We start from the raw sequence: 24342 nt of genomic DNA on the forward strand, positions 1-24342 counted from the left end.
AGCCGGCGCAGCATCGCGGCGTGACCGCACCGTCACGCCGATCGGGTACATTCGGGCCAGGTCTCTCCCGGGAGTGTCGTGATGCACCGCGCCCGCCAGCACGCCGAGACCCGTACCCGCGAACGCCGCAGCCGCCTGGCCCATGAAGCCGCGCGGCTGATGGCCGAGGGCGGCATCCGCGACTTCCACCAGGCCAAGATCAAGGCCGCTGCGCGGCTGGGCATCCGCGACGACGCTTCGCTGCCGCGCAACCGCGAGATCGAGGAGGCGCTGCGCGAGTACCAGCGCATCTTCCTCGGCGACAGCCAGGCGCAGGCGTTGCGCCGGCGGCGCGAGGCGGCGGCGCGGGCGCTGGAGTTCCTCGCCGGCTTCGAGCCGCGGCTGGTCGGGCCGGTGCTGGAAGGCACCGCCGACGCGACCTCGCCGGTGCTGCTGCACGCCTACAGCGACGACGCCGAAGCGGTGACACGCCACCTCGACGAACATGGCATCCCTGCCGTTTCGCGCACCCGCCGACTGCGCCTGGACCGCGAGCGCGTCGCCGACCTGCCGGTGTGGGTGTTCAGCGCCGAGGACCTGGCCTTCGACGTGACCGTGCTGCCGCTGCACGCGCTGCGCCAGGCACCGCTGTCGGCCGTGGACGAGCGGCCGATGCGCCGCGCCTCGCTGGCCCAGCTGCGCCGGCTGCTGGCCGAAGACGGGATCGCCGGCTACGAAAGCGGCCTGCCCTGACGGCGGTGGCAAGCGCATCCCGTAGAGCGGGGCCGGGTCACGCGGTGCGCAAATGGAAACGCCCCACATCGCGGGGCGTTCCATCGGAGCTGCCGGGTGGGACTGCCCGGGTCGCGCCTCAGCGCTGCCCGATGCCCTTGTAGTCGCGCACGTCGTAGCCGGTGTAGATCTGGCGCGGACGGCCGATCTTGGCTTCCGGGTCGACCTGCTGTTCCAGCCAGTGCGCCACCCAGCCGGCGGTGCGGCCGATGGCGAACATGACAGTGAACATCTCGGTCGGGATCTTCAGCGCCTTGTAGATGATGCCGCTGTAGAAGTCGACGTTCGGATAGAGCTTGCGCTGGATGAAGTACTCGTCCTGCAGCGCCGCCTCCTCCAGCTTCATTGCCACTTCCAGCAGCGGGTCGTCCACGCCCAGCTCGCCGAGCACCTTGTGGGTCATCTCGCGGATGATCTTCGCGCGCGGGTCGAAGTTCTTGTAGACGCGGTGGCCGAAGCCCATCAGGCGGAAACCGGACTCCTTGTCCTTGGCCTTGGCGATGGCGCTCTCGACCTTGTCGGGGGTACCGATCTCCTCGAGCATCTTCAGCACCGCCTCGTTGGCGCCGCCATGCGCCGGCCCCCACAGCGCGGTGATGCCCGCGGCAATGCACGCGTACGGATTGGCGCCGGTGGAACCGACCAGGCGCACGGTCGAGGTCGAGGCGTTCTGCTCGTGGTCGGCGTGCAGGATGAACAGCAGGTCCAGCGCCTTGGCCACGACCGGGTTCATTTCCAGCGGCTCGCTCGGCACCTCGAACATCATGTGCAGGAAGCGGTTGACGTAATCGAGGTTGTTGCGCGGGTAGCGCGACGGCCAGCCGATCGAATAGCGGTAGGCGGCGGCGGCCAGGGTCGGCACCTTGGCGATCAGGCGGATCGCGGCCTGGCGGCGCTGCTCCGGGTCGTTGAGGTCCAGGGTGTCGTGGTAGAACGCCGACAGCGAGGCCACCGTGCCGGCCAGCATGGCCATCGGGTGCGCGTCGTAGTTGAAGCCCTGCAGGAAGTTCTTCAGGGACTCGTGCATCATCGTGTGATGCGTCACCTCGTGCTCGAACTTCTGGAACTCGGCCGCGGTGGGCAGCTCGCCGTTCATCAGCAGGTAGGCCACTTCCAGGAAGCTGGAATGCTGGGCCAGCTGCTCGATCGGGTAGCCGCGGTACAGCAGCACGCCGTTGTCGCCATCGATGTAGGTGATGGCCGACTTGCAGCTGGCGGTGGCGGTGAAACCGGAGTCGTAGGTGAAAAGGCCGGTTTCCCTGGTCAGCTTCGAAATGTCGATGCAGTCGTTGCCCAGGGTCGGCTTGAGCACCGGCAGGGCCACCGACTTGTCGCCGGCATTCAGCGTGACCTGGTCGAGATTGGACACGGTGTGCGCTCCTCTGTGGGGTAGGCGAGGCACCTGGCGCGATGCGCCGGGAACGTTCGCGGGAGGGAGTCCGCGGCATTCGCCACGAATCCCGAGGATTATCGCATAACCCATACCCCGGAGTACCCGGACGGAAGTCGTATGGCCACGAGGGCCCATACGTCTACTGCGGGAGCGGCCCGCAGGAACGGCGGTGCGGTGCACGCGCGCATCGGGCGCCGTTCACATCCCGGCAGCAGGCCGGGATGCGGTCTTCGACAAGCAGAACGGCCGCGCAAGCGCGGCCGTTCTCCAGCATGGCGCCTGCCCGGGGGCGACGCCAGCGTTGGGTTCAGCGGGCGTAGCGGCGCTGGAACTTGTCGATGCGGCCGCTGGTGTCCATGACCTTGTGCTTGCCCGTGTAGAACGGGTGCGAGGCGGAGGAGATTTCGATCTTCACCAGCGGGTATTCGTTGCCGTCTTCCCACTTCACGGTTTCCTTGGCGCCGCCGGCCAGGGTCGAGCGGGTCAGGATCTTGAAATCGGAGGTGACGTCATGGAAGACGACTTCGCGGTAATCGGGATGGATGCCGGCCTTCATGGCGCACACCGTAAGTAGTTGACGGAACAGAGCCAGCTATTCTAGCCGCGTAAGCCACCCCGGCGCAAGGCCGGGATGGGTGGCGCGCTCAGGAGGCGGCCAGTGCAGCTTGGACCCGGGCCTCGAACCGGGCCTGGTCGTAGCGCAGCAGGATCCGGGCGTTGTCGGCGGCGCCGGTCTGCCGGTTCCAGTCCACCAGGGTCAGGCCGCGGGCCACGCGCCCCCCGGTTTCCACCGCCAGCGGACGCTCGACCTGCTCCAGCGCACCCTCCGGCTCCAGCGCCCAGGCCATGGCCAGCGAATCGGCCGAGTGCCAGTGGTCGCCGCGCCGGTCCTCGGACCAGAGCCGGGTCTGGCGCGAGATCGCCTCGTAGAAAGCGGCGCGTGGGGAGTCGGCGACCAGCCATTCCTCGACCCGGCGATGGTGGAAGCCGTGGGCCAGGGTCGCCTCCCAGTCGGCCAGGTCGTACTTCGGGAAGCCGGACAGGACGATGTGGGCGGCCTCCGGGTCGAAACCGACGTTGAATTCCGCACCGGGGGTGATGTTGCCGTGGGCGGTGACCGCTCCCCCCATCACCACCAGCCGCGCCACGCGCTGCGGCAGGGTCGGGTCCAGGCGCAGGGCCAGGGCCAGGTTGGTCAGCGGACCGAGCGCGACCAGCAGCAGGCGGCCGGCGTGTTCGTGCGACAGCCGCAGGATCGCCAGCGCGGCGTGCTCGGCCTCGGCGCGGCCGGCAGGATCCGGATAGCCGATGTCGCCGAAGCCGTCGCGGCCGTGCACGTGCGCGGCGTCTTCGCGCGGCATGTGCACCAGCGGGCCGTCGCAGCCGGCGAATACCGGCACATCGGTGCGGCCGGCCACTTCGCGCAGCTTGAGCGCGTTGCGCACGGTGTGGCCCAGGCCTACGTTGCCGGCGGCGATGGTCAGCCCGACGACCTGGTGGGCGCCGGAATGGAACGCCATCAGCAGCGCCAGCGCGTCATCGACGCCGGGGTCGGTATCGATCAGCAGGGGGATCTTTTCGGTCATGCGGGACGGTCCTGGAATGGCCGGCCAGTGTCGCCATTCCCCGTGGGCAGGGCAAACCGGTGAGCGAGGTGGTTCCGTAGAGCCGGGCTTGCCCGGCTGTCACGCATGGCGGAGCAATGCGGCCAGGAGCAGCGGGGCAAGCCCCGCTCTACGCCCCGGCGTAGCGGACGGCCCCGCCGACCCAACGCGCGACCACCCGGTCGGCGATTTCCGGAGCGCCGGAAAGCAGGTGGTCGGCCAGGGCATGCACCTGCGGCAGCAGGCCGGCATCGCGGGCCAGGTCGGCGATCCGGAACGCGGCCAGGCCGGTCTGGCGGGTGCCGAGCAGTTCGCCCGGGCCGCGCAGTGCCAAGTCCTTTTCGGCGATCAGGAAGCCGTCGTTGCTCTGCCGCAGCACGTCCAGGCGTTGCCGGGCCAGCGCCGACAGCGGCGGCTGGTACAGCAGCACGCAGCTGGACGCGGCCGCTCCACGGCCCACGCGGCCGCGCAGCTGGTGGAGCTGGGCCAGGCCCAGGCGTTCGGCGTTCTCGACGATCATCAGCGAGGCATTGGGCACGTCCACGCCGACCTCGATCACCGTGGTGGCGACCAGCAGGTCGAGCGCGCCATCCTTGAAGGCGCGCATGACCGCCTGCTTCTCCGCACCCTTCAGCCGTCCGTGCACCAGGCCCACACGCAGGCCCGGCAATTGGGTGGTCAGCTGCTCGAAGGTCCGCTCGGCGGCCTGCGCCTGCAGGCGCGCGCCCTGCCCCGGCCTGGCGTCCTCTTCCGGCTCTTCGATCAGGGTGCACACCCAGTAGGCCTGGCGGCCCTCGGCGCAGGCGGCGCGGATGCGCTCGACCAGTTCGGGCCGGCGCTCGGCGCTTACCGCCACGGTCTGGACCGGCGTGCGACCGGGTGGCAGCTCGTCGATCGCCGACACGTCCAGGTCGGCATAGGCGGTCATTGCCAGGGTGCGCGGGATCGGGGTCGCGGTCATCACCAGCTGGTGCGGCACGTGGCCATGCGCCGGCCCCTTGTCGCGCAGGGCCAGGCGCTGCTGCACGCCGAAGCGGTGCTGTTCGTCGACCACTACCAGGGCCAGGTCGTGGAAGGCCACGCCTTCCTGCATCAAGGCATGCGTGCCGACCACGACCTGCGCCGCACCCGAGGCCACGTCAGCCAGCGCGGCCGCGCGCGCCTTGCCGGTGACCTTGCCGGCCAGCCAGGCCACGCGGATCCCCAGCGGCTCCAGCCACGCCTTCAGGTTGGCCAGGTGCTGCTCGGCCAGCAGTTCGGTCGGCGCGGCCAGCGCGACCTGGCAGCCGCGCTCCACCGCCAGGGTGGCAGCCAGCGCGGCGACCACGGTCTTGCCCGAACCCACGTCGCCCTGCACCAGGCGCTGCATCGGATTGGGCAATGCGAGGTCGGCGCGGACCTGCTCGAACACGCGCCGCTGCGCGCCGGTGAGCGCGAACGGCAGGGTCCGCAGCAGTCGCGCGGCCAGCGCGCCGGGGCCGTCGAGCGCGCGGGCATGCAGCTGCTGCTGCGCCAGCCGCTGCCGGCGCAGGCTCAGGTGGTGCGCGAGCAGTTCTTCCAGGGCCAGGCGGCGCTGCGCCGGATGCTGGCCGGCGGCCAGCGCGGCGAGATCGGCGTCGGCCGGCGGCCGGTGCAGGACCAGCAGCGATTCGCGCAGTCCCGGCAGGCCGGCCATGCCGGGCGTGGACGCCGGCAGCAGTTCAAGCGCATCCGCGTCGGGCAGCAGGTCCAGCGCCTGGCCAACCAACCGGCGCAATGTGGCCGGGCCCACGCCCTCGACCGCCGGGTATACCGGATCGAGCGATTCGCCCAGCGCAGGCGCTTCGTCGTCGCCGAGCACGCGATAGCTCGGGTGGACGATCTCCAGCCCGTGCTGGCCCGGCCGTGGCGTACCGAAGCAGCGCAGGCGCGTGCCCGGGCGGAACTGCGCCACCTGGGCAGCGCGGAAATGGAAGAAGCGCAGCACCAGCGTGGCTCGCGAGCCGTCGCCGATGGCCACGCGCAGCACCGGCCGGTAGCGGAAGCCGCGTTCGACCGCTTCCACCGTGCCTTCGACCTGCGCCGGCACGCCGGGCTGCAGTTCGCGGATAGGCGTGAGCCGGGTGCGGTCCTCGTAGCGCAGCGGCAGGTGCAGCCACAGGTCCTGCACCGTGGCCAGCCCACGCGCGGCGAGCTTGCCGGCGACGCTTTCGCCGACGCCACGCAGCGCCGCCACGGGCGTGGCGCCACCGGCCAGCGCGGGCGCCGGCGTGCGCACGGCCTTCATGCGCGTGGCCACGATGCGGGGTCGCCGTCCGTGCCGCCCAGCGCGCTGTTCCTCAGTCCAGCACCATCACCGCATCGGCCTCGAAGGCCACGCCGCGGGGCAGCGCGGAAACGCCGATGGTGGAGCGCGCGGGGAACGGCGCGGAGAAGTATTCCTGCATCACCGCGTTGACCGCGGCGAACTGCGACAGGTCGGTCAGGTACAGGCCCAGGCGCACGATCCGGTCCAGCGAACCGCCGGCGGCCTCGGCCACGGCCCGGAGGTTGTCGAACACCTGGCGCGCCTGCGCGGTGATGTCGCCGGCGACGACCTCGCCGGTGGCCGGCACCAGCGGGATCTGTCCGGAGAAATACAGGGTGTTGCCGCTGCGCACGGCCTGCGAATAGGGGCCGATCGCGGCGGGGGCCTGGTCGGTCTGGATGATCTGGGACATTCGCGTTTTCCTGGAACGGGGAATGCGGGGATTCTACCGGCTCGCCGCGCAGGGCCGGGCTTGCCCGGCTGCCCACGCACGTGAGGCGACAGGAAAGCAGCGCAGCGAGCCCCGCCCTACTGGCGGCGCACGCCCTGGACCACGTTGAGGCGGCGCAGGCGGCGGATCACTTCGGCCAGATGATTGCGGTCGCGCACCTGGATGGCGAAGCGCAGCTGCGCGGCGTTCATGTCGCGGTCCAGGTAGTCGACCCGCTCGATGTTGGACTGGCTCTGCGCCACCGCCGCGGCCAGCTGCGCCAGCACGCCGGTGTGGTTCTCCACGTCCACGATCAGCGAGGTGTCGTAGTCGCCGGAGACAGTCGGATCCCAGTCGATCGGCACCCAGCGCTCGGGCGACTTGCGGAACTCGGCCAGGTTCGGACAGTCCAGCCGGTGCACGACCAGGCCCTTGCCGGCGGTGTGGTAACCCATGATCTCGTCACCGGGGATCGGCTGGCAGCAGTTGGCGAAGCTGACCACCCCGCCCTCGGTGCCGTTGATCAGGATCTTTTCCTGCGAATGCTTCGAGTGCGCGCCACCGCGCAACTCGGCGTAGGCCATCAGCGCCTGCGCGGCCTGGCTGGGCATCCAGTTGCCCAGCGCCACCTCGGCCAGGAACGACTCCAGCCGCGGGAAGCGGTGCTCGACCAGGAACGACTCCAGGCGCTTGGCCGGCAGCCGCTCCAGCGAACTGCCCATCGCCTCCAGCGCGCGGTCGAGCATGCGGTGGCCCAGGTGCACCGCGTCCTCGTGCTCGAGCTGCTTGAGCTGGTGGCGGATCGCGGTGCGCGCCTTGCTGGTGACCACGAACTCCAGCCACTGCGGCTTCGGCGCGGCCGACCTGGCGGTGATGACCTCCACCGTCTGGCCGCTGGCCAGTTTGGTCTTCAGCGGCACCAGCTTGCGGTCCACGCGCGCGGCCACGGCCTGGTTGCCGACGTCGGTGTGCACCGCGTAGGCGAAATCCAGCGCGGTGGAGTTGCGCGGCAGGGCCAGGATCCGGCCCTTGGGAGTGAACAGGTAGACCTCGTCCGGGAACAGGTCGACCTTGACGTTCTCGAGGAACTCCAGCGAGGAACCGGCGGCGCGCTGCGACTCGATCAGCTCCACGATCCAGGCGTGCGCCCGGCTCTGCGCGCTGTTGGGGCTGTCGCCGCCGTGCTTGTAGGTCCAGTGCGCGGCGATCCCGCGCTCGGCGATCAGGTCCATCTCCTCGGTGCGGATCTGCACCTCGATCGGCGAACCGTAGGGGCCGAACAGCACCGTGTGCAGCGACTGGTAGCCGTTGGCCTTGGGGATGGCGACGAAGTCGCGGAAGCGCCCGTCCAGCGGCTTGAACTGCGCGTGCACCGAGCCCAGCGCGCGATAGCAGTCGGAAACGCTGCGCACCACCAGGCGGAAGCCGAACACGTCCATCACCTGGTCGAAGCTTTTGCCTTCGGCCTGCATCTTGTTGTAGATGCTCCAGGGCGTCTTGATCCGGCTCACCAGGCGGTGCTCCAGTCCGTCGCGCGCCAGTCCCTGCGACAGCTGCACCTCGACCTGGGCCATCGCTTCGCGCCGCACCACCGGCTGGCTGCGGATGTGCTTCTCGATGATCGCGTGGCGCCACGGGTGCAGCGCGCGGAAGCCCAGGTTCTGCAGTTCGGACTTGACCAGGCTCATGCCCAGGCGCTGGGCGATGGGCGCGTAGATCTCCAGCGTCTCGCGGGCGATGCGGGTGCGCGCCTCGGCGCCCTGCGCGCCCAGCGTGCGCATGTTGTGCAGGCGGTCGGCCAGCTTGATCATGATCACGCGCAGGTCGCGCGACATCGCCAGCAGCATCTTGCGGAAGCTCTCGGCCGCCGCCTCCTGGCGGTCGCGGAACTTGAGCTTGTCCAGCTTGGTGACGCCCTCGACCAGATCGGCCACGTCCTCGCCGAACTGGCTGGCCACTTCGGCGCGGGTGAGCGGGGTGTCCTCGATGGTGTCGTGCAGGATCGCCGCGATCAGCGTCTCCACGTCCAGGCCCAGGTCGGCCAGGACCCCGGCCACGGCCACCGGATGGGTGATGTAGGGTTCGCCCGACTTGCGGCTCTGCCCGGCGTGCGCGGCGGCACCCACGCGCCAGGCCTCGCGCAGCAGCGGCAGCTGTTCCGGCGGCAGGTAGGAAGCGGCCCTTTCCAGCTCGAGGACATAGTCGGGCAGCGGCTCGCCGGCGGACGGCGGGGCGGAGGCGACTGCCTGGGCGGAATGGCCTGGGTTCATGGGTGAAGCCTATGCCAGCGACCTGCCTGCGGCAAACCGGACAGCGCGTGATCGATCGTCCCGATCGCGCCGATCGATGCGCGGAATCGGCGGTTCATCCCAGGCGCTGCGCCCGGTCCACGCCCGGCAGCGCATCCAGCTTGCCCAGCAGGGTCGACAGCTGGCCGTAGTCGGCCACGCGCAGGCGCAGGTGCAACTGCACGCGGCCATCGCCACGCACGTCGCTGCGGATGTCGGCCACGTGCGCATCCTCCTGCGCGATCAGCGTGGTCACATCCTTGAGCAGCCACTTGCGGTCGATGCCGCTCACGGCCACGTCCACCTCGTAGCCGCCGCCGGCCCTGCCCCACTCCACCGGCAGCACCCTTTGTGGCTGGGCCGCGGCCAGGCGCGCGAACGACGCGCAACGGGCGCGGTGCACGGTGACGCCGCGGGCACGGGTCAGGTAGCCGGCGATCGGTTCTCCCGGCACCGGCTGGCAGCAGCGGGCCAGCTGCACCAGCAGGTTGCCCACGCCCTGCACGGTGAAGCCGGCGTCGGCCTTTTCCCGCCGCGCCTGCCGTGGCGCCGGGCGTGCCGGCGCGGAACCAGCGGGCGCGGTGGCCTGCGGCGTGGCGGCGCGTTCCAGCTCGTGCAGCGCGCGGCCGACCTGGTGCGGACCGACGTCGCCCAGCGCCACCTGGATGTAGAGGTCGTCCACTGTCTCGGCATGGAACTTCTTCGCCACCGGCGCCAGGTCGGCCTGGTGCAGGCCCAGGCGCTTGAGTTCGCGCTCGAGCATCTCGCGCCCGGCCTGGACGTTGCGGGCGCGGTCCAGCTTGTGGAACCAGGCGCGCACCTTGTCGCGCGAGCGGCCACTGGCCAGGTAGCCGTTGGCCGGCAGCAGCCAGTCGCGCCTGGGATCGGGCTCCTTGCCGGTCATGATCTCGACCCGGTCGCCGCTGCGCAGGTGGTAACCGAGCGGCACGATCCGGCCGTTGACCTTGGCGCCGCGGTAGCGGTGCCCGACCATGGTGTGCACGTGGTAGGCGAAATCCAGCGGCGTGGCGCCGACCGGCAAGTCGATCACCTCGCCCTTCGGCGTGAGCGCGTACACGCGCTCCTCGACCAGTTCGGCATCGAGCGCGCCGGCCAGGCCTTCGCCGTCGCGGCCTTCGCCGGCCTGTTCGAGCAATTGCCGCATCCAGGCGATCTTGCGCTCGAACGCGCGACCGGCGCCCTTGCCCGCGGCGCTGCCGCCGGTTTCCTTGTAGCGCCAGTGCGCGGCCACGCCCAGCTCGGCCTGCTCGTGCATCTCACGGGTGCGGATCTGCACCTCCAGCGTGCGCCCCTCCGGGCCGATCACCGCGGTATGCAGCGAGGCGTAGCCGTTGGGCTTGGGCCGGGCGATGTAGTCGTCGAACTCGCCCGGCACCGGCGCCCACAGCGCGTGGACCACGCCCAGCGCGGCGTAGCAGGCGGCGACGTCGTCGACGAGCACGCGCACCGCGCGCAGGTCGTAGAGCTTGTCCAGCGGCAGGTGCTTCTTCTGCATCTTCCGCCAGATGCTGTAGATGTGCTTGGGCCGGCCGCTGGTCTCGGCGACGATGCCGTGCCCGGACAGGGCCTTGCCCAGCTGCTTCTTCACCGTTTCGATGTAGCGCTCGCGGCCGGCGCGGGTCTCGTCCAGTTCGCGCGACAGGTGGCGGTACGTGTCCACCTCGAGGAAGCGGAAGGCCAAGTCTTCCAGTTCCCACTTCAGCTGCCAGATGCCGAGCCGGTTGGCCAGCGGTGCGTGGATGTCGCGGGTGAGCTGGGCCAGGGCGCGGCGCCCGGCTTCGGGCAGGCGGTCGGCCACGCGCATCTTCGCCAGCTGCCGCGCCAGCAGGATCGGCACCACGCGCAGGTCCTGGACGATGGCCAGCAGCAGCCGGCGCAGGCCCTCGCCGTTGCGCCCGGCCTCGCGCCCGGCGTGCAGGGCCCAGACCTGGTCGGCGGCGTCCTGGCCCTCGAGCAGGCCGGCCAGCGCCGGCTGCGTCGCCGCGAGCTTCGCCGCCACCGCCGCGCGCAGGCCGGGCAGGTCGAACAGCAGCGCGGCGGCCAGCGCCGATTCGTCGGCCTCTAGCCGGCCGAGCGTATGCAGGGTGTCGGCGATGATCGGCCACGGCGCGCGATGGGCGTGGTCGGCATCCGTGGCGTCCCAGGCCTGCAGCAGCATCGCGCGCAATTGTGGCGGCAGCAGGTCCGCGGCGGGACCCTGCAGCAGGGCATGCAGACCGTCGATGGCGGGGCGTGGCAAGGCCGGTCCGGCGTGTGGGGATGACGACTACACTAGCGGCCAACATACCGGAGGAACAAGCATGAAACGCCATCCGCTGCCGCCGTGGTCCGTCCTGTTCCTGGCCCTGTCGCTGGCCGTGGCGGCGTCCACTGCCATGGCGCAATCGTCCGCCACCGGCGTGGAGCAGCAGATGTCGCCGGAGGAATTCAAGGCCGCAGGCCTGCACAAGCTCAGTGCCGAGGAACTGGCGGTGCTGGACGCGTGGATGCGCAGGCAGCACGCGGGCGAGACGGCCACGCCGGCAGCGGCCGCCACCCCGGCTCCATTGCCCGCCGGGGTGGCGGTCGGCGCGGCCGCGGCCGGTTTGAGCGCCGCCGAGGTCGAGCGCCTGCGCGAGGAAGCCCGCGAGGAAGGCCGGCGCGAGGTGAAGGAGGAGAACCGCGGCTTCTTCGATTTCGGTTCCGACGAGCCGATCAAGAGCAACCTGGTCGGCGAATTCCGCGGCTTCGCCAAGGGCAACAGGTACACGCTGGCCAACGGCCAGGTCTGGGAGCAGCTGGAACCGGCGCGGCTCGACGGCGTCAGGAACAGGAACAACCCGGCGGTGACCATCAAGCCCGGCCTGCTCAACGTCTGGTACCTGCGGCTCGACGGCTACAACACACCGGCCAAGGTGCGGCGGGTCAAGTAGGCACCGCGAAGGCACCCGTCCCGGACCGCACCGGGACGGATGCGCGGCACGGGCTCACGCCAGCGCGGCCAGGCGCTGGGCGAGCTTCTTCGGCGACACCGCGCCGCGCGAACCCAGTTCCTGTGCGAACAGCGACACGCGCAGTTCCTCGAGCTCCCAGCGCAGCGCCTGCCATCCGGGTGCCCCGTCCTCGCCGCGCGCGCGCGCGGCGGCGAGCGCGTCGGCGAACGGCTTCAGTTCCAGCATCCGCGCCTGGTCGCGCGCCGGGTCGCGCAGCGCGCGTTCGGCGCGCAGGGCCATGCCCCTGAGCCAGCGCGGGAACTGGGCCAGGGCTTCGGCCGGGGTGTGGCCGAGGAAACCGGGGTGGACCAGGCCGTCGAGCTGGCCGCGCAGGTCGTCGAGGTTGGCCCCGGCCCAACCCATCAGCGGCGCCTGCAGCTTCGGCTTGAGTTCGGCGACCGCGGCCAGGATCTGTTCGGCCAGTTGCAGCCGCGCCATCGCCTCGGCGAACAGCTGGCGGGCGGCGGCATCGGCGCGCTGCTGGAACACGGCGCGGTCGCGGATGCCGTCCAGCCCATCGGCCAGCACCGCGTTGAGCGCAGCTTCGACCAGGTCGGCGCGCAGCTGCTCCTTTTCCTTCGCCTTCGCTTCCGGGCCGTTGCCAAACTGTTCGATCGCCGCGTACAGCAGGCCGAGTTTCGGCGAGACCGGGAGCTGTTTGCGTGCCTGCCGCGCCTTGTCGGCCAGGGCGATCCGCAGCAGGCGGTCGACCCCGCGCGGATGCGCGGCCTGGGCCTGGGCACGGTCGGCGAACACGCGCAGCACCGCGTGGTCGCCTTCGTCGACCAGCGCCGGCCAGCCGGGCACGCCGGCCTCGCCGGTGACCTGCAGCGGGAGCGGCGCATCGGGGAAGTCGCGCAGCGGCTGCGCCGCGCTGGCCAGCGCGCGGCCAGCGCGCGCGGCGAAAGCGCGACCGGCACGTTCGCCGAACTGCGCGCGCAGCGCATCCAGGTCGCGCGACTCGGCCAGGACCTTGCCGCCCTGCGCCGGCTCTTCGCGCAGGCGCAGGTTGATCCGCAGGTGCGGCTCCAGCGCGGCTTCGTCGAAGTCCAGCGCGGACACGGCCACGCCGGTGGCGCGGGAGAGGAAGCGCGCCAGTTCGCCGCCGAGCGCATCGGCCGACGGCCTGGCGAACGCCTCGAAGAAGGCGCGGCCGAAATCCGGCGCCGGCACGTAGTTGCGGCGCGCCGCCTTGGGCAGGGTACGGATCAGGCCGGCAGCCTTGTCGGCGACGAAGCCTGGCGCCAGCCACGACAGCCGCGCCGGGTCGAGCGCGTTGAGCAGCGGCAGCGGCACCTCCAGGGTGACGCCGTCGTCGGCCGCGCCAGGCTCGAAGCGGTAATGCAGCGGCAGGCGCGCGTCGCCGAGCGCGAAGTACTTCGGATACAGGTCGTCCTGCCCGCCCTCGCCCGGCAGCAGGTCGGTGGCCGACCAGCGCAGTGCGGCGCGCTGCGGCTCGGCCAGCCTGCGGTACCACGCCTCCAGGCCGGCCGTCGAATGGATCTCGCCCGGCACCCGGTCCAGGTACCAGCGCGCCTGCCAGTCCTCGTCGGCGACCAGGCCGGCGCGGCGCAGCTTGGCTTCCTCTTCGCGCGCCAGCTCCAGCGTCTTCAGGTTGGCGGCCACGAACGACGCCTTCGCATCGATCTCGCCGGGCACCAGGCCCTGGCGCACGAACAGGTCGTGGGCGCCGGCCGGGTCGATGCGACCGAAATGCACAGGCCGCTTCGGCGCGAGCACCAGGCCGAACAGGCCGATCTGCTCGGAGGCCAGCACGTTGCCCTGCGCGCGCGACCAGCGCGGGTCGAAGTGCCTGCGCGCGAGCAACTGCGGCAGCTCGTCGATCGCCCAGTCCGGCTCGATCGCCGCGGCGGTCAGGCCCCAGACCTTCTGCGTGTCCAGCAGGGTAGCCACGAGCACCCACGGTGGCGGCTTCTTCGCCAGCGGCGATGCGGGGAACAGCTGGAAGCGGCGCTGCCTCGGCGCCTGGTAGTCGCCCTTCTCGGTGCGGTGGCCGAGCTGGGTCGGCAGGCCGGAGATCAGCGCGCGGTGCAACGACTGGTAGGCACGGGCACGTTCGCGGGCGGAAAAGGGGACGGAGGGAATTTTCCCTGGCGGTGCATCGGTTACCGGGGGCTTATCAGGGAAAATTCCCTCCGTCCCCTTTTCCTTCTCGCGCGCCAGGCGCGCGGCACGGTGCAGTTCGCCGCGGGTCGGACGGGTGGAAGCGCCTTCGCGCGCATCGGCCGCCGGTGCGCCGGCGAGCAGCGGCAGCAACGCCTGTTCCGACGCCTCCTCGCGCCAGCCCAACTCCTCGCACAGCAGCTTGAGCTGCCGGTGCAGCTCTCGCCATTCGCGCATGCGCAGGAAGCCGAGGAAGCGCTTGCCGCACCAGTCGCGCAGCTTCGACTGGGTCAGTTCTTCGTGGGCGGTGTCGTAGGCCTGCCACAGGCGCAGGATGCCGACGAACTCCGAGCGCGCGTCGGCGAACTGCGCATGCGCGTTGTCGGCCGCCTCGCGCGCCTCCGGCGGCCGTTCGCGCGGATCCTGCACGCCGAGGAAGGCGGCGATCGGCAGCATCGCCCGCAGCACGCCGTGGCCCTGCGCGGCGACCAGCATCCGCGCCAGCTTCACGTCCACCGGCAAGCGCGCCATCTGCCGGCCGGTGGCGGTGAGCCGGCGCCGGCCATCGCTGTCTTCGATCGCGCCCAGTTCGACCAGCTGCTGCCAGCCGTCGGCGATGGCACGCTCGTCGGGTGGCTCCAGGAACGGGAAGTCCTCGATTCCACCGAGCCCCAGGTGCAGCATGCGCAGGATCACCGCGGCCAGGCTGGAACGGCGGATCTCCGGATCGGTGAATTCCGGCCGCGAGAGGAAATCGGCTTCGGAATACAGGCGGTAGCACACGCCTTCGGCGATGCGCCCGCAGCGGCCCTTGCGCTGGTCGGCGCTGGCCCGGCTGACCGGCTCCACGTGCAGGCGGTCGATCTTCGAGCGCGGGCTGTAGCGCTTGATCCGCGCCTCGCCCGGATCGACCACGTAGCGGATCCGCGGCACCGTCAGCGAAGTCTCGGCGACGTTGGTGGCCAGCACGATGCGCCGCTGCGGGCCCGGGTTGAACACCCGGTCCTGGTCGCGCGCCGACAGCCGCGCGTACAGCGGCAGTACTTCGGTGGAACGGTACTGGCGTTTCTCCAGCGCGCGGTGCAGGTCGCGGATCTCGCGCTCGCCGGGCAGGAACACCAGCACGTCGCCGCGCGGGTCTTCGGCGGTGATCTCGTCGACGGCGGCGGTAATCGCGGCAACAGGATCGAGCTCGCGACTGGAATGAGGGTCGGAGTCCCTTTTGCTCCTGCCAGCTCCGGACCTCGAGGTACGTCCGGGGAGAAGGGACCCTGCCCCCCCTTCTTCTGAACCCCCTTCCTGTCCCGGCGGCCGGTAGCGCACCTCCACCGGATACGTGCGCCCGGCCACCTCGACCACCGGTGCATCGTCGAAATGCCTTGAAAAGCGCGCGGTGTCGATCGTGGCCGAGGTCACGACCAGCTTCAGGTCGCGGCGCTTCTTCAGCAACTGCTTGAGGTAGCCGAGCAGGAAGTCGATGTTGAGGCTGCGCTCGTGCGCCTCGTCGACGATGATCGTGTCGTAGGCCGACAGCCAGCGGTCCGAGGCGATCTCTGCCAGCAGGATGCCGTCGGTCATGAACTTGATCCGGGTATCGGCACCGACGTTGTCGGTGAAGCGCACCTGGTAGCCGACCTGGCCGCCCAGCGGGGTCTTCAGTTCCTCGGCCACGCGCGCGGCCACGGCGCGGGCGGCGATCCGGCGCGGCTGGGTGCAGCCGACCATGCCGGCCACGCCGCGGCCGGCGGCCAGGCACAGCTTCGGCAACTGGGTGGTCTTGCCCGAACCGGTCTCGCCGGCCAGCACCACCACCTGGTGCGCACGGATCAGCTCGACGATGCGCTCGGCCTCGGCGGCGATCGGCAGCGCAGCGTCGACCGTTACCTGCGGCAGGTCCGTGGCGCGCGCCTGGCGCACCGCCACCGATGCGGCCAGCGCCTGCTCGAAGCGTTCGCGCAATGCCTCATCGGCGGGCTTCCCGCGCCAGCGCGACCACAGCCCGTGCAGGCGGCCGCGATCGCGGCCCATGGCCTGGTCGATCCCGCGCCGTCCGGCTTCCAGGGTCCTGCGCAATTCGGGGGGAATCGATTCCATCTATGGCGCCGTGTGAAACCTTGCATAACGCAACGGGGTTTATTGTCTATTGTGACAGCCCCATATATGACCTGTGGACCCACCTGCACGGAGCGAACCATGGCCAAGAGCAAGCCCGCCAAGAGCAAGACCCCCGCCACCAAGTCCAAGGCCAAGTCCAAGGCCAGGTCCGGATCCAGGGCCACGCCGCGGCCGCTGGATCCGGTGGCCTCGACCTCGCGGATCGACATCGGCATCGGCGCGTCCGACCGCAAGGAGATCGCCGAAGGCCTGTCGCGCTATCTGTCCGATGCCTTCACCCTGTACCTGAAGACCCACAACTTCCACTGGAACGTCACCGGCGCGATGTTCAACTCGCTGCACGCGATGTTCATGGACCAGTACACCGAACAGTGGAACGCGCTGGACGACGTCGCCGAGCGCATCCGCGCGCTGGGCTTCAACGCGCCGGGCTCGTACGCCGAGTTCACCCGCCTGACCTCGATCCGCGAAGAGGAAGGCGCCGACGGTGTACCGGACTGGAAGGGCATGGTCCGCCAGCTGGTCTCCGGCAACGAGGCGGTGTGCCGCACCGCGCGCAGCGTGCTCAAGATCGCCGACGACGCCGGCGACGACCCGACCGTGGACCTGCTCACCCAGCGCCTGCAGACCCACGAGAAGTACGCGTGGATGCTGCGTTCGCTGCTGGAGTGAGGCATGGCGGGGGCGGCCCGGCGTACGTGCCGCCCCCCGCTCTTCTGTAGGAGCCCACTTCAGGGGGCGAACCGAGGCGGTCGGATGACGGCTTCGTTCAACGGCCACCTCTCCGGGAGGGTTTCGCGTTGAACGCGGCGCTTTCCAGCCGCGTCGGGTCGCCCCCTGAAGTGGGCTCCTGCAAGGGGCGGCGGCGTTGCGGGGCTCAGCCCTTGGCGAACACCAGTTGCCCGCCCTCGGCGTCGACCTTGACCGTGTCGCCATTGCCGAACTCGCCGGCGAGGATCTTCTGCGCCAGGGGGTTCTCGACCTGCGCCTGGATCGCGCGCTTGAGCGGGCGGGCGCCGTAGACCGGGTCGAAGCCGACGTTGCCCAGCAGCTCGAACGCCTTCTCCGACAGTTCCAGCTTCAGCCCGCGCTCGGCCAGCCGCTTCTCCAGCCCGCGCAGCTGGATCCGCGCGATCTGCCTGATCTGCTGCTTGTCCAGCGGGTGGAACACGACGATGTCGTCGAGCCGGTTGATGAACTCCGGGCGGAAGTGCGCCTGGACCACGCCCATCACCGCGGCCTTCATCTGGGTGTAGGCCTCCGCCGAACCGTCGCCCGACAGCTCCTGGATCTGGTGCGAACCCAGGTTGGAGGTCATCACGATCACGGTGTTGCGGAAATCCACGGTACGGCCCTGGCCGTCGGTGAGGCGGCCGTCGTCGAGCACCTGCAGCAGGATGTTGAACACATCCGGGTGCGCCTTCTCCACCTCGTCGAGCAGGATCAGCGAGTACGGCCGGCGGCGCACCGCCTCGGTGAGGTAGCCGCCCTCCTCGTAGCCGACGTAGCCCGGGGGCGCGCCGATCAGGCGGGCCACCGAGTGCTTCTCCATGAACTCGCTCATGTCGATGCGCACCATCGCGTCGGCCGAGTCGAACAGGAACTCGGCCAGCGACTTGCACAGCTCGGTCTTGCCCACGCCGGTGGGGCCGAGGAACAGGAACGAGCCGATCGGCCGGTTCGGATCGGACAGGCCGGCGCGCGAGCGGCGCACCGCGTCCGACACCACCCGGATCGCCTCTTCCTGGCCGACCACGCGCCGGCCCAGGTCTTCTTCCATCCGCAGCAGCTTCTCGCGCTCGCCCTCCAGCATCCGGCTGACCGGGATGCCGGTCCAGCGCGCGACCACCTCGGCGATCTGCTCGTCGGTCACCCGGTCCTGGACCAGGCGGAATTCCTTCTGCTCGACCTCCTGCGCGGCGGCCAGCTGCTTCTCCAGGGTCGGCAGGGTGCCGTACTGGATCTCGCTCATCTTCGCGTAGTCCTGGCGGCGCTGCGCGGCCTCCAGCTCCAGGCGCGCGGCCTCGATCTGCTCCTTGATCTTCGTGGCGCCCTGCAGCGCGGCCTTCTCCGACTTCCAGACCTCGTCCAGGTCGGAGAACTCGCGTTCGAGCTTGTCGATGTCGCTTTCCAGGTCGGCCAGGCGCTGCTTCGAGGCGTCGTCCTTCTCCTTCTTCAGCATCTCGCGCTGGATCTTGAGCTGGATCAGGCGCCGCTCCAGGCGGTCCAGTTCCTCCGGCTTGGAGTCGATCTCCATGCGGATGCGCGAGGCCGCCTCGTCCATCAGGTCGATGGCCTTGTCCGGCAGCTGGCGGTCGCTGATGTAGCGGTTGGACAGGGTCGCGGCAGCGACAATCGCCGGATCGGTGATCTCCACGCCGTGGTGCACCGCGTAGCGCTCCTTGAGCCCGCGCAGGATGGCGATGGTGTCCTCGACCGACGGCTCGCCCACGTACACCTTCTGGAAGCGGCGCTCCAGCGCGGCGTCCTTCTCGATGTACTGGCGGTACTCGTCCAGGGTGGTAGCCCCTATACAGTGCAGCTCGCCGCGGGCCAGCGCCGGCTTGAGCATGTTGCCCGCGTCCATGGCGCCATCGGCCTTGCCGGCCCCGACCATGGTGTGCAGCTCGTCGATGAACAGGATGATCTGGCCTTCGTTCTTGGCAAGATCATTCAGCACGCCCTTCAGGCGCTCCTCGAACTCGCCGCGGAACTTGGCGCCGGCGATCAGCGCACCCATGTCCAGCGACAGCACGCGCTTGCCGCGCAGGCCCTCGGGCACTTCGTTGTTGATGATGCGCTGGGCCAGGCCTTCGACAATGGCGGTCTTGCCCACGCCAGGTTCGCCGATCAGCACCGGGTTGTTCTTGGTGCGCCGCTGCAGCACCTGGATCGTGCGCCGGATCTCCTCGTCGCGACCGATCACCGGATCGAGCTTGCCGGATTCGGCGCGCGCGGTGAGGTCGATGGTGTACTTCTCCAGCGCCTGGCGCTGGTCTTCGGCATTCTCGGACTGCACGGTCTCGCCTCCGCGGATCTTCGCGATCGCAGCTTCCAGTTTCGCCTTGTTCGCGCCCGCGGCCTTCAGCGCGCGGCCGGCCTCGCCTCCGTCTTCCAGCGCCGCCAGCACGAACCATTCGCTGGCGATGAACTGGTCGCCGTGCTGCTGGGCCAGCTTGTCGGTGAGGTTGAGCAGGCGGGTGAGGTCGTTGCCGGCCGACAGGCTGCCGGCCTGGCCGGAGACCTTCGGCAGCTTCTCCAGCGCCTCGCCGAGGCGCTCGCGCAGCAGCGGCACGTTGACCCCGGCCTGGGCCAGCAATGGCTTCGTGCTGCCGCCGGACTGGTCGAGCAGGGCGGTGAGCACGTGCACCGGTTCGAGCAGGTTGTGGTCGCGGCCCACGGCCAGCGACTGCGCGTCGGCCAGCGCCTGCTGGAAACGCGAGGTGAGCTTGTCCATCCGCATCGGGAGGCCCCTGGAGAAGTGGCCGGCACTGCCGGCGATGCTACCCAGATAGGGCTGGAGGCGAGGGTTTCAAGGGTTGCCGGGACCCCGCCGGCCACCCCGCGCGGCCGGATTCAGGCCGGCGCCAGCCAGCCTTCGTAGCGGATCAGCGACCCGGCCAGCGGCAGCGCGGCCTCGACCCGGAACTCGTAGCGCCCCTCGTGTTCGCGCTCGCGGCACTGGATCCGCGCGAACAGCGCCGACGGCAGCGGCAGCAGGCCGAACAGGCGCGCGCCGACGCAGTTCCAGTAGATCGCGCCGTCGGCGGTATGCAGGGCGAAGCGCAGCTGCAGCGGCCCCATCCGCTCGCACAGCAGGCCGTCGCGGCAGTGCAGGCGCGAGGACAGCGAATGGCCGAAGAAATCCCGCTTCCAGGTTTCGGCGCGCGCGTCGGCGCGGAACTCCACCCGCAGCGGCGATTCGTGCATCGCCGGCGGCAACCGCGCGATCGCGCCGCACAGGCGCGACAGCGGATGCTCGCCGCGCTCGATCGAAACCGTGCCGGCGTACTCGCCGCTGCCGCGGATGGAATGCAGCGCCCGCAAGGGATCCGGCAGGTTGAAGAACGGTGCGCGCAGGACCTGCTGGAAGACGGTGGCGTTCATCGGGCGGCGGCGACGGAATGGCGCCCAGCATAACGTCCGCGCGCCGGCGCCCGGATCCCGCGCTCCGCTGGCGGTAGCACGAAGGCGATGGCCGGTCGGCGCGGCGCGGCGTGGCGTGGCGTGACGCGGCCGGCGACACGTGAACCGCCCGTCACCCGCCGATGCGGCACAATGCCCGGATGGCCGACGCGAATCCCCAACGCCCGGCGCCACCTCCGCTGGACGACGCCTGCGCGCTGTTCCTGGACGTGGACGGCACCCTGGTCGAGTTCGAGGCCGACCCCGCCGGCGTGCGCCTGCTGCCGCAGGTGCGCGAGGCCGTCGGCGCGATCAGCGACCGCCTCGATGGCGCGGTGGCGCTAGTCAGCGGCCGCCCGCTGGCCCAGCTCGACCTGCTGTTCGCGCCGCTGCGGCTGCCCGCCGCCGGCCTGCACGGCCACCAGTTCCGCGGCGATGCCGGCACCAGCGCCGACATTCCCGAAGACACTTCCAGCTTCCTGCACGACCTGCACCGCGATGCCGCGCACCTGGCCGCCGCGCATCCGGGCGTGCTGGTCGAACACAAGGGCGTGAGCCTGGCCCTGCACTGGCGCGCCGCACCCGTGCACTCGCAGGCGGTGGCCGGATTCGCCCGCGAGCGCATCGCCACCCTGCCCGGCTATCGCCTTCAACCCGGCGACCACGTGGTCGAGTTCGTGCCCGAAGGCGCGGACAAGGGCCGTGCGCTGGAACGGATGATGGCGCGCGCGCCGTTCGCCGGCCGCGTGCCGGTGTTCGTCGGCGACGACCTGACCGACGAATTCGGCTTCGCAGCGGCCAACCGCGGCGGTGGCTGGAGCGTGCTGGTCGGCAACCGCGCGGACAGCGCAGCCACCCATGCGCTGGCCGATACCCGCGCGGTGCACGCCTGGCTGCAGGCGAACGCCATGCACAGGGAGGCCACCGCACGCTAGCGCGCAGCGCCAGCTGCCCCGGACCCGAGGGAAAGGAATGCAAGTACATCAATCGGACCTGCAACTGGGCGTGATCGGCAACGGCAGCTTCGGCGCCCTGGTCGATGCGCGTGGCCGCGTCGTCTGGGCCTGCCTGCCCGCGTTCGACGGCGACCCCGCCTTTTGCGCCCTGCTCTCGCCGCGCGACCACGAAGGCGGCGACTTCGGCATCGAGCTGGAGGACTTCTCCCACGCCGAACAGGGCTACCTGCACAACACCGCGGTGCTACGCACCGTGCTCCATGACAGCCGCGGCGGCGCACTGGAGATCGTCGATTTCGCCCCGCGCTGGAAGCAGAACAGCCGCGTATACCGTCCGGTGTCGATCGTGCGCCGGATCACCCCGCTGAGCGGCAGCCCGCGCATCCGCGTGCTCGCAAGGCCGCTGGCCGACTGGGGCGCGCGCGTGCCCGAGCACACCTGGGGCAGCAACCACCTGCGCTGGCTGCTGCCGCAGTTCACCCTGCGCCTGACCACCGACGTGCCGGTGCGCTTCATCCGCGACGGCCTGCCGTTCGTGCTCGGCCACCGCCTGCACCTGGTGCTGGGCCCGGACGAACCACTGACCCGCTCGATCCCCGGCTACGTCGAGGAAGCGCTGGGACGCACGCTCGAATACTGGCGCGAATGGGTGCGCTACCTGTCGATTCCGCTGGAATGGCAGGAAGCGGTGATCCGCAGCGCGATCACCCTGAAACTGTGCCAGTACGAGGACAGCGGCGCGATCATCGCCGCGATGACCACCTCGATCCCGGAAGCGCCCGGTTCGCCGCGCAACTGGGACTACCGTTACTGCTGGCTGCGCGATGCGGCCTTCGTGGTGCGCGCGCTCAACCGCCTGGGCGCGACCCGCAGCATGGAGGAGTTCCTGCGCTACATCTTCAATATCGCCACCCATGACGGCAGCCTGCAGCCGCTGTACGGGATCGGCTTCGAGGAAAAGCTCGAGGAGCACGAGGTGCCGTCGCTGGCCGGCTATCGCGGCATGGGCCCGGTGCGGCGCGGCAACCTGGCCTGGATCCAGAAGCAGCACGACGTCTACGGCAGCGTGGTGCTGGCCTCGACCCAGCTGTTCTTCGACCAGCGCCTGGTCGACCCCGGCGATGCCCACGCCTTCGCCCGGCTCGAGCCGCTGGGCGAGCGCGCCTTCGCCCTGCACGACGTGCCGGACGCGGGCCTGTGGGAATTCCGCGGCCGCGCCGAGGTGCACACCTATACCGCGGCGATGTGCTGGGCCGCCTGCGACCGCCTGGCCAGGATCGCCTTGCGCCTGGGCCTGGACGGCCGCGCCGCGCACTGGCGCGGGCGCGCCGATGCGATCCGTTCGACCACGCTGGAGCGTGCCTGGCGCGCGGAGGCCAACCACTTCAGCGCCTCGTTCCAGAGCGACTACCTGGACGCCTCGCTGCTGCTGCTGGCCGACATCGGCTTCGTCGACGCCAACGACCCGCGCTACGTGGCCACGGTCGAGGCGATAGGCCGCGAACTGCGCCACGGCGACGGCGTGTTCCGCTACATCGCCCCGGACGACTTCGGCACGCCGGAGACCAGCTTCACCATCTGCACCTTCTGGTACATCGACGCGCTGGCCGCGATCGGGCGCATGGACGAGGCGCGCGACCTGTTCGAGCGGGTGCTGGCGCGGCGCAACCGGCTGGGGCTGCTGTCTGAGGACATGGCGTTCGAGGACGGCGAAGGCTGGGGCAACTTCCCGCAGACCTATTCGCACGTGGGCCTGATCATCGCCGCGATGCGCCTGTCGCGTTCCTGGCAGGAGGCCTCGTGAGCCGCCTGGTCGTGGTCTCCAACCGCGTCGCCATCCCCGGCGAGGACCGCGCCGGCGGCCTGGCGGTGGCGCTGCAGGCGGCGCTGTCCGAGCGCGGCGGCGTGTGGTTCGGCTGGAGCGGCAAGTCCGTGCGCGGACGCAGCGGCGAACTGCACGAGCAGCGCGACGGCGACATCCGCTACGTCACCGTCGACCTCGACCGCGCCGACCTGGACGCCTACTACAACGGTTTCTCCAACCGCACGCTGTGGCCGCTGCTGCACTTCCGCCTGGACCTGGTCGACTACGACCGCGCCACGCGGGAGGGTTACCGGCGGGTCAACGCGCTGTTCGCCGACAGCCTGGCGCCGCTGCTGCGCGAGGACGACACCGTCTGGGTCCACGACTACCACCTGATCCCGCTGGCGGCGATGCTGCGCGAGCGCGGGATCGGCTGCCGGATCGGCTTCTTCCTGCACGTGCCAGTGCCTTCGGCCGACCTGCTGATGGCCATGCCCGACCACCAGCTGCTGATGTCCACCCTGTACGCCTACGACCTGCTCGGCTTCCAGACGCGGCGCGACTGCGACCGCTTCCAGTCGTACGTGCGGCTGTACGGCGGCGGCAGGATCGTCGGCACGGACGTGCTCGAAGCCCCGGGCGGACGCCGCTTCCGCACCGGCGCGTTCCCGATCAGCATCGACACCGCGCACATCGCCCGGCAGGCGGCCGCAGCGGTGAACAAGCCGGCGGTGCGCGCGCTGCGCACCAGCCTGTCCGGGCGGATGATGGCGATCGGCGTGGACCGCCTGGACTACTCCAAGGGCCTGCCCGAACGCTTCCACGGCTTCGAACGCTACCTGCAGCGCCACCCCGGCCAGAAGGGCAGCCTCACCTACCTGCAGATCGCGCCGGTGTCGCGCGGCGACGTGGGCGAGTACCAGCTGCTGCGCAACCAGCTTGAGCAGATCGCCGGGCACATCAACGGCGCCCACGCCGCGCCCGACTGGACGCCGCTGCGCTACGTCAACCGCAACTTCCCGCACCCCACCCTCACCGGCTTCTACCGCGGCGCGCGCGTGGGCCTGGTCACGCCGCTGCGCGACGGCATGAACCTGGTGGCCAAGGAATACGTGGCCGCGCAGGACCCGCAGGATCCCGGCGTGCTGGTGCTGTCGCTGCTGGCCGGCGCCGCGCTGGAGATGAAGGAGGCACTGCAGGTGAACCCGCACGACCTGGATGGCGTGGCCGACGCGATCGCCACCGCCGCGACCATGCCGCTGGCCCAGCGCCGCGAGCGCTGGCAGGCGATGTACGAGTACCTGCGCCTGCACGACATCCACGCCTGGCGCAGGGACTATCTGCAGGCGCTGGAATCGGCCTGACAGGCCACGCTCAGCCACGCACGGCATCATATGCCCGCGCCGCGCCGGCACGATCCGGCGCGCTGTCGTGCCCGGTTTCCGTCACCAC

Annotated in this window: 15 protein-coding genes and 2 pseudogenes; 6 read left to right on the forward strand and 11 right to left on the reverse strand. The window is 70.7% G+C overall.

Annotated features, from left to right (window positions below):
- The first annotated feature begins 81 nt into the window (after positions 1-81).
- Positions 82-732 carry a hypothetical protein gene (locus CSC64_RS07860; protein WP_162434773.1) on the forward strand — a complete coding sequence of 217 codons (651 nt, stop codon included), beginning with the start codon at positions 82-84 and terminating at the stop codon, positions 730-732.
- Between the two features lie 118 nt (positions 733-850).
- Here the strand turns inward: CSC64_RS07860 and CSC64_RS07865 are convergent, their stop codons facing one another.
- The 7 genes from CSC64_RS07865 to CSC64_RS07895 all read right to left on the reverse strand — a co-directional run bounded on the left by CSC64_RS07865 (position 851) and on the right by CSC64_RS07895 (position 11033).
- Positions 851-2140 (reverse strand): citrate synthase, encoded by a 1290-nt coding sequence (locus CSC64_RS07865; protein ID WP_162434774.1) that lies wholly within the window; start codon positions 2138-2140, stop codon positions 851-853.
- Positions 2141-2471: 331 nt separating this feature from the next.
- A complete protein-coding gene (locus tag CSC64_RS07870; RefSeq protein WP_162434775.1) occupies positions 2472-2720 on the reverse strand; it encodes a type B 50S ribosomal protein L31 in 249 nt (82 codons plus the stop codon).
- An 88-nt stretch (positions 2721-2808) separates the two neighbouring features.
- Positions 2809-3750 carry a nucleoside hydrolase gene (locus tag CSC64_RS07875; RefSeq protein WP_162434776.1) on the reverse strand — a complete coding sequence of 314 codons (942 nt, stop codon included), beginning with the start codon at positions 3748-3750 and terminating at the stop codon, positions 2809-2811.
- A gap of 148 nt (positions 3751-3898) precedes the next feature.
- Positions 3899-6034: an ATP-dependent DNA helicase RecG gene (gene recG / locus CSC64_RS07880; protein WP_162434777.1), complete on the reverse strand. Its 2136-nt coding sequence runs from the start codon at positions 6032-6034 to the stop codon at positions 3899-3901.
- Positions 6035-6086: 52 nt separating this feature from the next.
- A complete protein-coding gene (locus tag CSC64_RS07885) occupies positions 6087-6467 on the reverse strand; it encodes a RidA family protein (RefSeq protein ID WP_162434778.1) in 381 nt (126 codons plus the stop codon).
- Positions 6468-6583: 116 nt separating this feature from the next.
- Positions 6584-8755 carry a RelA/SpoT family protein gene (locus CSC64_RS07890; protein ID WP_162434779.1) on the reverse strand — a complete coding sequence of 724 codons (2172 nt, stop codon included), beginning with the start codon at positions 8753-8755 and terminating at the stop codon, positions 6584-6586.
- A gap of 94 nt (positions 8756-8849) precedes the next feature.
- Positions 8850-11033 (reverse strand): RelA/SpoT family protein, encoded by a 2184-nt coding sequence (locus CSC64_RS07895; RefSeq protein WP_162434780.1) that lies wholly within the window; start codon positions 11031-11033, stop codon positions 8850-8852.
- A 61-nt stretch (positions 11034-11094) separates the two neighbouring features.
- On the opposite strand from CSC64_RS07895, the gene CSC64_RS07900 reads away from it, so the two are divergent.
- Positions 11095-11706 carry a hypothetical protein gene (locus CSC64_RS07900; RefSeq protein WP_162434781.1) on the forward strand — a complete coding sequence of 204 codons (612 nt, stop codon included), beginning with the start codon at positions 11095-11097 and terminating at the stop codon, positions 11704-11706.
- A 54-nt stretch (positions 11707-11760) separates the two neighbouring features.
- Here CSC64_RS07900 and CSC64_RS14070 read toward each other — a convergent pair.
- Both CSC64_RS14070 and hrpA read right to left on the reverse strand, forming a co-directional pair.
- Positions 11761-13857, reverse strand: a pseudogene (locus tag CSC64_RS14070) (DUF3418 domain-containing protein); the annotation flags it as partial.
- 77 nt (positions 13858-13934) lie between these two features.
- Positions 13935-15984 (reverse strand): annotated as a pseudogene (gene hrpA / locus CSC64_RS14075) (ATP-dependent RNA helicase HrpA); the annotation flags it as partial.
- A gap of 195 nt (positions 15985-16179) precedes the next feature.
- Between hrpA and CSC64_RS07910 the strand changes: the two are divergent.
- Positions 16180-16677: a Dps family protein gene (locus tag CSC64_RS07910; protein ID WP_238389831.1), complete on the forward strand. Its 498-nt coding sequence runs from the start codon at positions 16180-16182 to the stop codon at positions 16675-16677.
- Positions 16678-16882: 205 nt separating this feature from the next.
- Here the strand turns inward: CSC64_RS07910 and clpB are convergent, their stop codons facing one another.
- Positions 16883-19468 (reverse strand): ATP-dependent chaperone ClpB, encoded by a 2586-nt coding sequence (gene clpB / locus CSC64_RS07915; RefSeq protein ID WP_162434784.1) that lies wholly within the window; start codon positions 19466-19468, stop codon positions 16883-16885.
- 113 nt (positions 19469-19581) lie between these two features.
- Entirely contained in the window at positions 19582-20112 is a 531-nt protein-coding gene (locus CSC64_RS07920; protein ID WP_162434785.1) for a DUF4166 domain-containing protein, read from the reverse strand.
- Between the two features lie 179 nt (positions 20113-20291).
- Here CSC64_RS07920 and otsB point away from each other — a divergent pair, with 179 nt between their 5' ends.
- Genes otsB through otsA form a run of 3 tightly spaced genes read left to right on the forward strand, consistent with a single transcriptional unit; the run spans position 20292 to position 24254 of the window.
- On the forward strand, positions 20292-21065 hold the full coding sequence (gene otsB, locus CSC64_RS07925; protein WP_162434786.1) for a trehalose-phosphatase: 774 nt from the start codon (positions 20292-20294) through the stop codon (positions 21063-21065).
- Between the two features lie 37 nt (positions 21066-21102).
- Positions 21103-22890 carry a glycoside hydrolase family 15 protein gene (locus CSC64_RS07930; RefSeq protein WP_162434787.1) on the forward strand — a complete coding sequence of 596 codons (1788 nt, stop codon included), beginning with the start codon at positions 21103-21105 and terminating at the stop codon, positions 22888-22890.
- On the forward strand, positions 22887-24254 hold the full coding sequence (otsA, locus tag CSC64_RS07935; RefSeq protein ID WP_162434788.1) for an alpha,alpha-trehalose-phosphate synthase (UDP-forming): 1368 nt from the start codon (positions 22887-22889) through the stop codon (positions 24252-24254). The genes CSC64_RS07930 and otsA overlap by 4 nt, the downstream gene beginning before the upstream one ends.
- Positions 24255-24342 lie beyond the last annotated feature (88 nt).

This window comes from Pseudoxanthomonas koreensis, from assembly GCF_010093225.1.
GTDB classification, from domain to species: domain Bacteria; phylum Pseudomonadota; class Gammaproteobacteria; order Xanthomonadales; family Xanthomonadaceae; genus Pseudoxanthomonas; species Pseudoxanthomonas koreensis.

Coding starts and splice junctions, on each gene's coding strand:
- CSC64_RS07890 (WP_162434779.1), bottom strand. CDS start 8,755: ATGAACCCAGGCCATTCCGCCCAGGCAGTCGCCTCCGCCCCGCCGTCC.
- CSC64_RS07930 (WP_162434787.1), top strand. CDS start 21,103: ATGCAAGTACATCAATCGGACCTGCAACTGGGCGTGATCGGCAACGGC.
- CSC64_RS07875 (WP_162434776.1), bottom strand. CDS start 3,750: ATGACCGAAAAGATCCCCCTGCTGATCGATACCGACCCCGGCGTCGAT.
- CSC64_RS07900 (WP_162434781.1), top strand. CDS start 11,095: ATGAAACGCCATCCGCTGCCGCCGTGGTCCGTCCTGTTCCTGGCCCTG.
- CSC64_RS07860 (WP_162434773.1), top strand. CDS start 82: ATGCACCGCGCCCGCCAGCACGCCGAGACCCGTACCCGCGAACGCCGC.
- CSC64_RS07885 (WP_162434778.1), bottom strand. CDS start 6,467: ATGTCCCAGATCATCCAGACCGACCAGGCCCCCGCCGCGATCGGCCCC.
- CSC64_RS07920 (WP_162434785.1), bottom strand. CDS start 20,112: ATGAACGCCACCGTCTTCCAGCAGGTCCTGCGCGCACCGTTCTTCAAC.
- recG (WP_162434777.1), bottom strand. CDS start 6,034: ATGAAGGCCGTGCGCACGCCGGCGCCCGCGCTGGCCGGTGGCGCCACG.
- otsB (WP_162434786.1), top strand. CDS start 20,292: ATGGCCGACGCGAATCCCCAACGCCCGGCGCCACCTCCGCTGGACGAC.
- clpB (WP_162434784.1), bottom strand. CDS start 19,468: ATGCGGATGGACAAGCTCACCTCGCGTTTCCAGCAGGCGCTGGCCGAC.
- CSC64_RS07870 (WP_162434775.1), bottom strand. CDS start 2,720: ATGAAGGCCGGCATCCATCCCGATTACCGCGAAGTCGTCTTCCATGAC.